Raw genomic sequence first — 12,735 nt, 5'->3', positions numbered from 1 at the left:
TTGCTTCACACGCAGGCCCGACCGGACAGGTTCATGCCGGTCGGCGTGGCACCCTTGACTGGTGGATACCGTCGACGTCGGCCTGTTCGGTCCCGGTTCGGTCACCTGGAAGCTGCACCAGGAGCCCATCCTGTTCGTCGCCGGTCTGCGTTCCCTCTACCTGCAGGCGTTGCATCCACGGGCGATGGCCGGAGTGGCACAGAACAGCAACTACCGTCAGGACGCCTGGGGACGTCTGATCCGCACCGCCGACTACGTGGGCACCATCGTCTACGGCACCACCGACGAGGCGGAGCGGGCCGGACAGCGGCTACGTCGACTGCACGCCCGGATGACCGCGGTCGATCCGGCCACCGGTGAGCGGTTCCGGATCGATGAGCCGGACCTGCTCCGCTGGGTGCACGTCACGGAGGTGGAGTCGTTTCTCGACACCGCGCGGCGAGCCGGCGTACCGCTGGACGCCAACGAGGTGGATCGCTATTACACCGAGCAGCGACGCGCCGCCGCGCTCGTCGGCCTGGCTCCGCAGACCGTGCCCGGCACCGCCGGGGAGGTGGCCGACTACTACCAGCGGATCCGACCCGAGCTGCGGATGACCCGAGAGGCCGCCGAGACCGCCCTGTTCCTGACCGCTCCGCCCCTGCCGTGGAAGCTCAGCCTGCCGGCCCGGATCGGGCTGAATCTCGGCCCGCCCCGCTGGGCGTACCTGGGCATCGCCGGCACTGCCCTCGCCCTGCTGCCGCCCTGGGCACGGCGGCTGTACGGCGGACTGGGCCTGCCGACCACCGCGCTGTCGGCCGACGTGACGGTACGCGCATTGCGGCTCGCTCTCACCGCCCTGCCGCGCGACTGGCGGGAAGGCCCCATGCAGCGCGCCGCCAAGGAACGTGCGGCGCGGCTCATCGCCGCCTCCACCTGACCCACCGCCACAGCGCGTCCACCCGCCCGTCCACCTCGAACGGCCGATGCGGTTCAGTCCTCCTCGGTCGCTGGCCCGGTGCGATTCAGTCCTCCTCGGTCGCCGGCCCGGCGAAGCGGTCCACGGCGGCCCACGGCTCCTTGCCCGGTAGGGCGGCACCCGCCGGGCAGGTACGCCGGTAGTCGCACCAGGCGCAGCGGGGGCCGGGGGCGGTCGGGAAGGCGTCGTCCGGATCCGCGCCGTCGGCGACGGACCGCTCGGCGGCCATGATGTCGCGGGCGGTCTCCTCCGCGCGGGTCACCTGCCGCGCCAATGACTCGGCACTGTGCTCGTGGGCGGCGACGGTGCCGCTCGGCAGGTGGTGTAACTCGACCCGGCGGCACGGCCGGCGAAAGACCCGCTCGGCCGCGTACGCGTACAGCGCGAGCGCCTGCGAGCCGCGCGCGTCGTCGCCGTCCAGCCCGGCGCGGCCGGTCTTGTAGTCAACGATGACCAACTCGGGCCCCTGCGGGCCGGGCCGCGAGTCGATCCGGTCGGCGCGGCCATTGAAGGCCAGCACCCCGGTCTTCACCGCCACCACCCGTTCCACCCCGATCGGCTCGTCGGCCGGATCCAGCCCACCAACGTACGCCTCCAGCCAGCCGAGCGCCCGCCGGTAGGCCCCGCGTTCCTGCTCGTCGTCGCGGTAGCCCTCGCGTACCCAGGTGCTCTTGAGCAGGGTCGGCAGCACCTCCGGACGGCGTCGGTCGGCGGGCAACGCATACCAGTTCTTCAGGGCGGTGTGCACGCTCGCGCCGAGCGAGTTGTGTGCCCAGGGTGGGCCCTTCGGCGGCGCCGGACGGTCGACGTAGGAGTGGCGGTAGCGCCGTGGACAGTCGGCGTACGTGCCGAGGCGGCTCGGCGTGCAGACGAAGAGGCGGTCCGGCATGCCGTCGAAGCCGAGTTGCTCGGGCTGCGCGTCACGGGGCCGGGGCGCGCGGCCACCGGCGGCGGGTCGTCCGGCTGGAGAGGCTCGTCGCACGACCTGATCCTGCCATCCACCCCCGACAGACCGGGCGGGCCGGTCAGCCGGCGCCGTTGTACTGGGCCACGAACGCCGCGATCGCGTCCGCGATGAGCTGTACGGCGATCGCCGCCAGCAGCAGGCCGGCGATCCGGGTGAGCACCTCGATCCCGCCCGGACGCAGTACCTTCACGATGCCTCCGGAGAATCGCAGCACGATCCAGACGGTGAGCATCACCGCGACGATGGCGGCGGCGATCGCGGAGAAGTCGCCCGCCCTGTCGGCCCGCTGGACGAAGAGCATCGTCGCCACGATCGCGCCGGGTCCGGCCAGCAGCGGCGTACCCAGCGGCACCAGGGCGATGTTCGCGGTGGCCTGTTTGGTCGGGTCGTCGGTCTTGCCGGTCAACAGTTCCAGCGCCACCAGGATCAGCAGCAGCCCACCGGCCGCCTGCAACGCCGGCAGGTCGACATGCAGGTAGGCGAGCAGGGTCTGACCCGCCACCGCGAAGATCACGATCACGCCCAGCGCCAGCGCGACCGCCTGCCAGGCAGCCCGGTTGCGTTCCCGCGCGGACAGCGGGCCGGTCAGCGCCAGGAAGATCGGCATCATGCCGGGCGGGTCGACGATCACCAGCAGGGTCACGAAGACCTCGCCGAAGAGCTTGAGATCCACCCGGTCACCGTAGCCGTGCCGGTCGGCGTCGAAACCCAGGTCAGCCCGAAGCGACCTCGGTCACCCCGGAGGAGGCGGCGACGATCCGTTCGTACGCCTCGACGCCGGTGGTGAAGGCACCGAGCCGTACCGTCTTGTGGCTGCCGTGGAAGTCCGACGAGCCGGTCACCAGCAGGCCCAGTTCGGCGGCGAGGCCGCGTACGTGGGCCCGCTCGACGGTCGAATGGTCCTCGTGGTCGGCCTCCAGGCCGACCAGCCCCGCCGCGGCCAGTTCGGCGATCAGCTCGTCGGGCACGATCCGGCCACGCCGACTGGCCCGGGGATGAGCGAACACCGTCACGCCGCCGGCCGCCCGGATCAGCCGTACGGCCCGAAACACGTCGATGTCCTCCTTGGGCAACCGGTACCGCTCCCCCAGCCAGTCCGGCCCGAACGCCTCACTGGTGGTGGCGACCAGACCGGCCCGGATGAGTGCCTGAGCGATGTGCGGTCGGCCCACCGTCCCGCCGCCGGCCAGGGCCAGGATCTCCGGCCAGTCCACTTCGATGCCGTCGGCACGCAGCAGGTCCACCATCCGCTCGCCCCGGGCCAGCCGCGCCGCGCGCACCCGGGTCAGCTCGGCGACCAGATCCGGGTGCGCCGGATCGAAGAGGTACGCCAGCAGGTGCAGCGGCACCGGGGGCTGCTCGCCGTCCCATCGGCAGGAAAGCTCCGCGCCACGGACCAGCCGCAGCCCGGGCGGCAGGGCACGCAGCGCCGGCGCCCAGCCGTCGGTGGTGTCGTGATCCGTGATCGCCACCACGTCCAGTCCCGCCACGGCGGCGGCACGCACCAGCTCGGCCGGGTCGAGCGTGCCGTCGCTGGCCGTGGAATGCGTGTGCAGGTCGATCCGAGGGGTCATCGCCCGCGGTCACCGCATCCCGGGTCAGCCACCGCTCACCACCACCGGTAGCTCACCGGCGGGGAGGCCGGGCAGAGCGTTCGGCGCGGCGGGACGGCCCGCGGTGGCCCGATCGACGGACAACCGGACCAGGCCGCCGGCGGCATCGGCGTAGTAGGCCGTGTCGGGCCTACTCCAGACCACGGTGTCGGTCATCGGCGGCCCGGCGGGTACCCCGGTGGACGTTTCGAGCCTGGCCAGATCAACCAGCAGCGCCGAGTCCTCACCCGCCGACCGACCGTTGACCAGCAGCCAGCGCCCGTCCGGCGACACTGCGCCCCGGCCGTCGCCAGCCGTCTCCGGACCGCAGTCCGGCTGGCTGGGCCGAAGATCCCGGGCCGGTTCGAGCAGGGTGAGGCAGGCGGGCGACCCGGCGCCTGGGCTGATCTCACCGACCAGGCGTCCGTCGGGCAGCGCACCGAAGATGTGGGTACTGGCCCGGTCGGCGCCCTGGGCCAGTGGGCCGGGGCTCAGCGGCCACAGCACGTGCCCGGGGCGGTCGGGCGTCAGCCTGACCAGCACGGCACCATTGACGAACCGCAGCGGCACCGCCTCGGCCGGCGCTTCGGCCCGCACGGTGGTGGCAAGCTCGCCGTTGACGATTCCCGCGGCCGCCAGCACGGTGCCCTGTTTCCAGGCGACCTGCCGGCCGACTGCATCCAAGACGATCTCGTCGGCACCGGCCAGCAGCACCTGCGCGGTGCCGTCCGCAGCCACCGCCCACAGGAACCGCCCGGCCAAGGTCGGTGCTCCGACGGCCAACCAGCCATGGCCGTCGGTGAGTCGATGTGCCCGTTCCACCTCGCCGGTGCCGAGCAACGGCACCCGTCGGCCCTGCGCGGTGGCGATCGACCCGTCAATCAACAGGTCGACCTCGGCGAGCGGAGGGGCGGTGTCCGGCCCGGGCGGCGGAATGGTGCGATCGACGAGCAGCCGTTGATCTGGGTCTCCGATCACCACCGTGCCGCTCGCCGGTGGCCGGTTGTCACGCAGGTGCAGGCTGCCTCCACTGACCACGACGATCGCCAGCACGGCCAGGCCGACGCCGGCCAGGGTCCGGCGGCGCTGCATCCGGTTGGCCCGTCGGATGGCCGCACCTGCTGGATCGGTGGCGACCGCACGCGTCACGGCTGCCCGCCGGGACAACATCTCCCGGAGGGCACCTTCGAGGTCATTGGGCGGCACGTCCAATGAACGATTCGGGAGTCGGCTCTGGTTGTCATGAGCTGGTGATTTGCGATTCACTGTCGCTCTCCGACCAGCGCCGTTCCGGGCCGGCCGGCGCCCTCCGGTTGCGGATCTTCGGTGCCGGGCCGGTTGCCCGGCTGCTCGACCCGCCCCACCGTCCCGGCCGGCTGCGCAGCCTGCTCCGACCTTCCGGTCGGCCGCGTCGTCGGCTCCGACCTTCCGGCCGGTTGCGCCTTCGGCTCCGACCTACCAATTGGCTGCTCGGCTGGCTCCGGCCGGCCCGCGCGCGGACCGAAGGCCTCCTCCGCGCCGATCCGTCGACGCAGCGTGGCCAGTGCTCGGGAGGTCTGACTCTTCACGGTGCCCGGCGAGATCTCCAGCATGGCGGCGGTCTGCGCCTCCGACATGTCCTCGTAGAAACGCAGCACCAGCACCGCACGCTGCCGGGCGGGCAGCGCACGCAGGTGCCGCCAGAGCACGTCCCGGTCCAGTTGGCGTTCGATCTCGTCGGTGGCGGCCTGTTCGGGCAGCGCCTCGGTCGGCCGCTCACCGTGCCAGCGACGCCGCCACCAACTCGTCGAGGTGTTGACCATGACTCGTCGGGCGTAGGGCTCGATCGCCTCGATCCCACCCAGCCGCTTCCACGCCAGATACGTCTTGGTCAGCGCGGTCTGGAGAAGATCCTCCGCGGTGCCCCAGTCCCCGGTGAGCAGGTACGCGGTACGCAGCAGGGCGCCGGAGCGGGCCGCGACGAAGTCGCGAAACTCGTCTTCCAGCGGATTGCTGCTGGCCACACGCCACCTCCGTGCCTGATCCTGCCGCAGCCTGCCACAGCGTGACCAGCGGGTCGAGGACGGAAGGTGCGCAATATCTCCGATGTTCGGTCAGGAAGTTTCAGGCACCGTCGTCGGCCTTCGCCTCGTCCTGCTCCTTGCCCAACCGGGCCTCGACCGCCTGCGGCTCGTACATCTCCTCGACGACGCGCAGATAGAGCTCGTTGGGGTTGGGCAGGTTCTTGACCTCGCGTAGCGCCTGCTCCTGACCGGCGGACTCCAGCACGAAGGTGCCATAGTTGAGCGCTCGGCCCGCTGGCGTCTGCTCGTACTTCATGTCGGTCACCCGGGTCAGGGGCATCATCGCCACCTTCCGGGTGACGATGCCGTTGACCACCATCACCCGTTTGTTGGTCAGGATGAAGCGGTCGTACCACCAGTCGGCGACCCGCCACGCCACCCAGCCCATGACCGCGAACCAGAGCAGCACCGCGATCGTGGTGAGCGCGCCGACGTCCTGACCGGCGAGGAAGCCGGAGAGGTAGCCGAGCACGAAGGTGGCTGCGATGCCGACGATGATCGGGGTGACGAGGTGGACCCAGTGCCGCTTCCACTCGCCCCGGTACCGCTCGGTCGGAAACAGGTATCGGGCGACCAACGAGCTGGGCTCGTCCTCCAGCGGCAGCACCCTGCGGGGAGTGGTGCCGCTGGCATCGGCGCGCAGGCCGGCCAACTCCTCCTCGGAGATCTCCGGGGACAGGTAACCGGCCTCCGGGTCGCGTGCCCAGGCCCGACCCGACCGACCCTCGCCGGCGTACGGACCGTCGCCATAGCCGGCGTCGTCGGAGAAGGACGGACCGTCGGAGCGACGGGGGCCGGTGCCGTAGCCCGGCCCGTCGTCCGGATCGATTCGAGGGATCGGCTCTGTGTCGCGTTCCCGGCGGGCCCGGTCGGGATCGTCGGGATCGAAGGGTGGGCCGGAGGGGCTTCCCATCGGAGGCTAGGCGACCAGTGAGGTGAAGAAGTCGCCGAAGCCTTGGGCGATGTCCATGATGCCGCCACCCAGCGACTTGAACACGTCCGCGGCGGAATTTGGCCGGTAGGCGACGAAGAAGATCAAGAATGCGATTCCGGCCCAGGTGAGGACCTTCTTGACCATGGCGGGCCATCCTCTCGCGCGGCGCCGGGTCCCATTACCGCAGCGGCACCCAGAGTATCAGCGTGGTGTCTTACCGTGAATATCTGCGTCCGTTCTCCGACATTCAGGGAGACTTGTCAAGCCTTCCCGTGCAGATACGGAGATGGTGCGCCGTACACGAGCTCGGGCGGCGTCCACTCGACCAGGTCGTGCAGCAGCACGTCCTCCGCGAGCAGATGCCCCGCACTCGCCGGCCAGGCTATCGCATAGAGCCACATTCCCCGAGCCTCGCCGGCGTACGCGCTTCGATCCGGTAACGAGTTCACCAACCACAGTGGAGTTGGGTGACCGGCCACCTTGATCCCGGCGCGTCCGACGTGGCCAGGATGCCCCGGGCCGGGGTCGGTCAGCGCCTCCGCCAGTTCCGGACCGGCGTCCGGGCCGGGCACCCCGGCGTATCGCGTGCCCAGCCCCACACCGGGCTCCTCGGCCACGAAGACCAGATCCGCCGGCCCACCGCCCAACGGCGCCGGCCCGGCACAGGCGACCGCCGTGGCGCGTACCCCGAGCCGGTCGTCGCCGGCCCACGCCACTCCCGTGGTGGTCCAACCCGGAGGCAGCGGCCACGGACACCACAGCGGAACCACCGGCCGCTGCGACTGGGCGGCGGTCTGGATATGTTCGACCACGCTGGCCACGATCTCGGCACCGATGTGCTCGGGCACGTGCAGCGGGGCGACCGGCCCACAGTCGGGACAGCGGGATTCCGGATGCATGAGGTCCGGCGCCCGCACCGACCCGCCGCATCTGGGACAACTCACCGCAACCGTCACCACTCCACCGTCACCCCCTGGCGGCTCCCCGTCAAGCCGAGCGCCCCCATTCCCCCCAACCCACCGCCCCCCCGCATCCCCGCTCGATCATGAAGTTGTTATCCCCCTCCTCGGCGTGTCGCGACAACAACTTCATGATCGACTGCAGGCGGGGGTGGGTGCGGGGTGGGTGGGCTGTTAGGTGGGGGGTGGGGAGGCGTGGGTGCGGATCCAGGTGTGCATGGCGATTCCGCTCGCCACCCCTGCGTTGATCGAGCGGGTCGAGCCGTACTGGGCGATGGAGAAGATCTCGTCGCACGCGGAGTGCGCGGCCTCGGAAAGGCCCGGACCCTCCTGACCGAACAGCAGGACGCACCGCCGCGGCAGCGTGGCGGTCTCCAGTGGCCGGCAGCCGGGCAGGTTGTCGATGCCGACCAGCGGCAGGCCGCGCTCCGATGCCCAGAGGATCAACTGGTCGATTGTCCCGTGGTGGCGTACGTGCTGGTAGCGGTCGGTTACCATCGCGCCGCGGCGGTTCCAGCGCCGCCGGCCCACGATGTGCACCTCGGCCGCCAGGAACGCGTTGGCGTTGCGTACCACAGTCCCGATGTTCAGGTCGTGCTGCCAGTTCTCGATCGCCACGTGGAAGTCGTGCCGCCGCCGATCCAGGTCGGCGACGATCGCCTCGCGCCGCCAGTAGCGGTACTTGTCGACGACGTTGCGCCGGTCCCCCGCGGCGAGCAGTTCCGGGTCGTAGCGGGGGTCCTCCGGCAGGTCCCCGGGCCATGGACCCACGCCGACGTCGAGCTGCTCACCGGTCACGGTCACGCACGTTACGCCCCGCGGGGCGGGCCGCACCCGGCCGCCCGGCCCCGGCGACACCGCGGTCAGCACAGGTCGAGGGCGTCGCCGAGCCGGTCGAGGAGACGGCGGTCGGCGGGAGCCAGCATGCCGCCGGACAACGCCGAGGAGGCGGTACAACAGACGCGGGCGGCCACTGACTGCACCCACTGCCGGTAGGCCGCCGAGTCGGCCGGGTCGGCATGACGATCCAGTACCCGCACGACGGACCGGCAGGCGGCGAGCACGTTCACCAGGTCGGTGAGCTGGGTCCCCGACGGCGATGGCCCGTCGTGCCGCGCGTAGATCGCGGCCACCACCGCCCGGACGAGATCACTGTCGAAGGCCCGTCCGGCCGCCACGGCGTCCAGTCCGGCGAGGCCCGCCGCCACCCCCCGGTGCGGACGCCCCGGGCCGGGCTGGGCAGCGGCCACGATCACCCGTCCCGGCAGACTGGTGAGCAGGTCCCACTCGGTGGCGGAGTAGGCGGTGGCGGTGGTGATTCGCTCGCTCATGGCGGGACCTCCGGCGCCAGCATATGCGCCCGGACCGGGGACCGAACCCCGACGCCGGTAACCCGCCGCGGCGCGGCGCCGTGCCCCCGCCGAGCGGGTGCGACGAGCCCACCTCGGGCGGAACCACCCGGGTACGGGTCAGCGGGGCTCGGGGAAGCTCGGCCGCTCGGGGTCGACACCGTCCGGAACGGCTGCCGCCGCGTACTCCCGTTTGGGGACCATCACCTTGCGCCGGAAGACGCAGACCAGCGTGCCGTCCTGGTTGTAGCCGCGGGTCTCCACCGCCACCACGCCACGATCCGGCTTGGAGGCGGACTCCCGCTTGTCGAGCACCGTGGTCTCGCCGTAGATCGTGTCGCCATGAAAGGTCGGAGCGACGTGCCGCAGCGATTCGATCTCCAGGTTCGCGATGGCCTTGCCGCTGACGTCCGGCACCGACATGCCGAGCAGGAGCGAGTAGATGTAGTTGCCGACCACGACGTTGCGCTTGAACTGACTCGCCGTCTCGGCGTAGTGCGCGTCCAGGTGCAGCGGATGGTGGTTCATGGTGAGCAGGCAGAACAGGTGGTCGTCGTACTCGGTGACCGTCTTGCCCGGCCAGTGCCGGTAGACCGCGCCGACCTCGAACTCCTCGTAGTAGCGGCCGAACTGCATCCAGGTCTCCTTCGACGGAGGCGGCGGAGTTCGGCACAGCATGCCTTATCGAGGGTTAAGGCGCGTCGTGGGGCGGGACAGGCACCGGAATGTCACATCCGCCGGCGGGACGAAGACCGCTTGATCAGCACCTGCGCGGGCGGGGCCGACGACCGTCGACCGAGGCCGGACGCAATGAGCGGCGGGGCCCTCCCCGGCACCCGCCGCCCACGCTCTGATGCCTCAAGATTCTGCCGTACGTCCGTCCGGTCGCACAGAGACCGACGTCACATTTATCTTTTTGTTACATTACTCTGGGTGACTGATCGTCGGTCAAAAGGCGATCTCCGCAGGTCGAATCCCCGCTCGTCAGCGCCAAAGTTACCGCTTCGTACCCGGCCAGAGCGTTGATCTCATTGGAAACGCTCCCATTACGGGCGGTCACGCAAATGCGACATGCATGTGCGATTTGCGGACACCTCCGAGAAACCGATGCCGATCGATGCGGACAAAGGCCCCACCCGGACTGCGACCAGGGTTACGGTGGCACCACGGCGGGAATGCGATGGGGTACGCCCGAGTTCCACCAGACGTAGCTGTTCCGCGTGATCGGAGAGACTCACATGGCAACCGTCGAGCTGACCACGGCGAACTTCGACCAGGTGACCGAGGCCAACGGCATCGTGCTGGTCGACTTCTGGGCCGACTGGTGCGGTCCCTGCAAGCGGTTCGCTCCGGTCTACGAGCGATCTTCCGACAAGCATGGCGACATCACCTTCGGCAAGGTGGACACCGAGGCGCAGCAGGAACTCGCCGCCAAGTTCGACATCCGGTCCATCCCGACCATCATGGCGATCCGCGACGGCGTGATCGTTTTCGCTCAGCCGGGCGCGCTGCCGGAGTCGGCCCTGGAGAACCTCATCGAGCAGGTTCAGGCGCTCGACATGGATGACGTGCGCAAGAAGCTCGCCGAGCACAAGCACTGATCTCACCGACACGATGGCCGGGCCCGTGACGGGCCCGGCCATCGGCGTCCGCACTCCCACCAGGACGCCGGGCCTCGTCACAGCTGGGACACGGCCCGCCGATGAGGCCACTTGAACGCGCGCCGGTGCCGTATCTTCGGCGAACGATGGATGCGTTGACGAGCCGCGGCCGTACGGCGCGGGTGGCGGTGACGGCACTCGGCCTCGCCGTCCTGCTCGCTGGCACCGTCTGGGGCGTGGACGACCACTTCCCGTTCGGTCCCTTCCGGATGTACTCCACCTCCGATCCGGCCGACGCGGACGCCCCGGACACCCGGGTCGAAGGGGTCGACCTCAGCGGCAACCTCGTCGACCTGGGCGAGGGCGCGACCGGCATCCGCCGAGCCGAGATCGAAGGCCAACAGAGCCGGTACGTTGCCGACCCCAGCCGGTTGCGCGAGATCGCCGAGGCGTACGGCCGACGCCATCCCGACGCACCGGAACTGGCCGAGGTCCGGATCGTGATCCGGTGGCACGACATCACCGACCGTCGGCCCACCGGCCGGTGGGTCGACGAGACCGTCGTCCACTGGCAAGTCGCCCGATGAGTCGCTGGCTCACCGAAGCGGTGCCTCGCGGTCGGGTTGCCGCGTTCCGCACGCTTGTCTACCTCTTCGTCGCCGCCGACCTGGTCGTCTTCACCCCCTGGGTACGCGACCGCGTCGACGTGCCCGGCAACCTCTACCAACCGCTCTTCGTCGGGCGGGTACTGCCACTGCCCACCCCCACCGCGACGCTGGTGAGCGTGATCTTCTGGGCCCTGCTGCTACTGGCCCTGCTCGCCGCGACCGGACGGGCCCCCCGACTGCTCGGTTGGACGGTCTTCGCGCTCTACCTGGAGTGGATGATCATCGCGATGAGCTACGGCAAGGTGGACCACGACCGGTTCGCCCTGCTCGTCGCGCTGGCCGTGCTACCCACCGCGGGCCGGGCCCGGCACGGCGACCCGACCAGGACGGAGGCCGGCGGCTGGGCGCTGCGGGTCACCCAGATCTCGGTGGTCTGCACCTACTTCCTGGCCGCCTGGGCGAAGTTCCGCTTCGGCGGCCTGGACTGGGCGACCGGCTCGGTGCTCGCCAAAGCGATCATCCGACGCGGCACCGACCTGGCGGACCTGATCGCGCAGGTGCCCCACCTGCTGCTCGTCGCCCAGTTCGGCATCCTCGCCTTCGAACTGCTCAGCCCCCTGGTCTTCGTGCTGCCCGAGCGCTGGCGGCTCGCCACTGTCGGCTTCTTCTACTCGTTCCACCTGGTGACGATCGCGACCATCACCATCTCGTTCGCACCCCACCTGGTCGCCATGACCAGCTTCCTGCCGCTGGAGAAGGTCCGCCCGCTCGTCGCAACGCGACAGCTCCTGGCCCGCAGGTCCACGCCCGACCAGCGAAGGCTCGACTCCGTCCCGCTGCCGGCCGATGCCCCGTCGAACAGCCGCTCCCCAGCGGCCGATGCCCCGCCTGTTGATGCTCAGGTCGGCGGGCGGGTGGACACCGCACCGATCACGGAGGACGCCGGACCGGATGGCGCACTGACGACCCGCACGGTGCCGCCGGCCGGCACCGCCGCGCCCGCGAAGACACGACGCGGTGGCGGCGAGCCGATACCGGACCCGACAGCGCCCTGACCGGTCCACGATCCGTGCTCGCACGAGACCCGGGCCGACAAGCAGCCGAACCGTGCCGCCCCAACCACCGAGGCCATCGACAGCCGCATTCCGGGCGTCGCCCCGTAGATCTTGGACAGTTTCCGTTAACGCCTAACGGGAACTGTCCAAGATTGCGCCACGCGAGCCGTAGCGCGGGCGGGCTGGCGAGGTGTCAGCCGGCGGAGGGGCCGTAGAGGCGGTCCCGGGTCTCCTGGGGCAGCGAGCAGGCGGCCGTGCCGCCGGGCATCCGGTGCCGGTTGCGGGCCACCCAGCGGTACACGGGCCAGGCGGCGGCGCGTACCGGTGGAAGCCGTAGCCCGGCCCCGGCGATCCGCCACCCGCGGCCGCTGCTGGCGAGCAGCGCGGCGATGGCGTCCGGGCCGGCGGCCCGGCTGCCGTCGGCACCGACCCACTGCACCGCCTCCTCGCACTCCGCCTCGGTCACACCGAGCCGGTCGAGGTCGGCGAACTGCCAGGGCACGACGCGAGCACCGGTCGGGATGCGGCGCTCGATGAACTCCGCGCAGCGGGTGCAGAAGGCGCAGTCCCCGTCGTAGACGAAGGTCGACATGCCCTCATCCTGCCCCCACCGTCGGGCACCCACACGCGGGTGTCCGGCGAGTCACTT

16 protein-coding genes are annotated in these 12,735 nt (G+C 70.8%); 4 read left to right on the top strand and 12 right to left on the bottom strand.

Going from position 1 to position 12,735, the window contains the following annotated elements:
- Window positions 1–61: 61 nt before the first annotated feature.
- Window positions 62–919, top strand: a complete 858-nt coding sequence (locus O7601_RS10085) for an oxygenase MpaB family protein (protein WP_281565920.1) — start codon at window positions 62–64, stop codon at window positions 917–919.
- Window positions 920–1,004: 85 nt separating this feature from the next.
- Here O7601_RS10085 and O7601_RS10080 read toward each other — a convergent pair whose 3' ends face one another.
- The 11 genes from O7601_RS10080 to O7601_RS10030 all read right to left on the bottom strand — a co-directional run bounded on the left by O7601_RS10080 (window position 1,005) and on the right by O7601_RS10030 (window position 9,458).
- Window positions 1,005–1,940, bottom strand: a complete 936-nt coding sequence (locus O7601_RS10080; RefSeq protein ID WP_281565919.1) for a PD-(D/E)XK nuclease family protein — start codon at window positions 1,938–1,940, stop codon at window positions 1,005–1,007.
- A 43-nt stretch (window positions 1,941–1,983) separates the two neighbouring features.
- The gene (locus tag O7601_RS10075; RefSeq protein WP_281565918.1) at window positions 1,984–2,598 is read right to left on the bottom strand and encodes a MarC family protein; all 615 of its coding nucleotides are present in this window, start codon (window positions 2,596–2,598) and stop codon (window positions 1,984–1,986) included.
- A gap of 40 nt (window positions 2,599–2,638) precedes the next feature.
- Entirely contained in the window at window positions 2,639–3,499 is an 861-nt protein-coding gene (locus tag O7601_RS10070; RefSeq protein WP_281565917.1) for a PHP domain-containing protein, read from the bottom strand.
- A gap of 24 nt (window positions 3,500–3,523) precedes the next feature.
- Entirely contained in the window at window positions 3,524–4,687 is a 1,164-nt protein-coding gene (locus O7601_RS10065) for a hypothetical protein (RefSeq protein ID WP_281565916.1), read from the bottom strand.
- Between the two features lie 92 nt (window positions 4,688–4,779).
- Window positions 4,780–5,520: a SigE family RNA polymerase sigma factor gene (locus O7601_RS10060; protein WP_281565915.1), complete on the bottom strand. Its 741-nt coding sequence runs from the start codon at window positions 5,518–5,520 to the stop codon at window positions 4,780–4,782.
- Between the two features lie 100 nt (window positions 5,521–5,620).
- Complete coding sequence (locus tag O7601_RS10055; protein ID WP_281565914.1) at window positions 5,621–6,493, bottom strand: PH domain-containing protein; 873 nt, start codon at window positions 6,491–6,493, stop codon at window positions 5,621–5,623.
- A 6-nt stretch (window positions 6,494–6,499) separates the two neighbouring features.
- Window positions 6,500–6,658 carry a hypothetical protein gene (locus O7601_RS10050; RefSeq protein WP_007455302.1) on the bottom strand — a complete coding sequence of 53 codons (159 nt, stop codon included), beginning with the start codon at window positions 6,656–6,658 and terminating at the stop codon, window positions 6,500–6,502.
- Between the two features lie 116 nt (window positions 6,659–6,774).
- Entirely contained in the window at window positions 6,775–7,458 is a 684-nt protein-coding gene (locus O7601_RS10045; RefSeq protein WP_348650243.1) for a TFIIB-type zinc ribbon-containing protein, read from the bottom strand.
- A 189-nt stretch (window positions 7,459–7,647) separates the two neighbouring features.
- Window positions 7,648–8,271, bottom strand: a complete 624-nt coding sequence (locus O7601_RS10040) for an RNA methyltransferase (RefSeq protein ID WP_281565913.1) — start codon at window positions 8,269–8,271, stop codon at window positions 7,648–7,650.
- 65 nt (window positions 8,272–8,336) lie between these two features.
- Entirely contained in the window at window positions 8,337–8,804 is a 468-nt protein-coding gene (locus O7601_RS10035; protein ID WP_281565912.1) for a hypothetical protein, read from the bottom strand.
- Between the two features lie 138 nt (window positions 8,805–8,942).
- A complete protein-coding gene (locus tag O7601_RS10030) occupies window positions 8,943–9,458 on the bottom strand; it encodes a MaoC family dehydratase (RefSeq protein ID WP_210937730.1) in 516 nt (171 codons plus the stop codon).
- Between the two features lie 602 nt (window positions 9,459–10,060).
- Here O7601_RS10030 and trxA point away from each other — a divergent pair.
- The 3 genes from trxA (at window position 10,061) to O7601_RS10015 (ending at window position 12,086) form a co-directional block, all read left to right on the top strand.
- On the top strand, window positions 10,061–10,423 hold the full coding sequence (trxA, locus tag O7601_RS10025) for a thioredoxin (protein WP_281565911.1): 363 nt from the start codon (window positions 10,061–10,063) through the stop codon (window positions 10,421–10,423).
- Window positions 10,424–10,569: 146 nt separating this feature from the next.
- The gene (locus O7601_RS10020; protein ID WP_281565910.1) at window positions 10,570–11,010 is read left to right on the top strand and encodes a hypothetical protein; all 441 of its coding nucleotides are present in this window, start codon (window positions 10,570–10,572) and stop codon (window positions 11,008–11,010) included.
- On the top strand, window positions 11,007–12,086 hold the full coding sequence (locus O7601_RS10015) for an HTTM domain-containing protein (protein ID WP_281565909.1): 1,080 nt from the start codon (window positions 11,007–11,009) through the stop codon (window positions 12,084–12,086). The genes O7601_RS10020 and O7601_RS10015 overlap by 4 nt, the downstream gene beginning before the upstream one ends.
- Before the next feature lie 193 nt (window positions 12,087–12,279).
- On the opposite strand, the gene O7601_RS10010 is transcribed toward O7601_RS10015, so the two are convergent.
- The gene (locus O7601_RS10010; protein WP_281565908.1) at window positions 12,280–12,678 is read right to left on the bottom strand and encodes a DUF393 domain-containing protein; all 399 of its coding nucleotides are present in this window, start codon (window positions 12,676–12,678) and stop codon (window positions 12,280–12,282) included.
- Window positions 12,679–12,735 lie beyond the last annotated feature (57 nt).

It is taken from the genome of Verrucosispora sp. WMMD573, from assembly GCF_027497175.1.
GTDB lineage: Bacteria > Actinomycetota > Actinomycetes > Mycobacteriales > Micromonosporaceae > Micromonospora.
The sequence above is the reverse complement of the archived record's forward strand: the minus strand, read 5'-3'. Positions and strand labels throughout refer to the sequence as shown.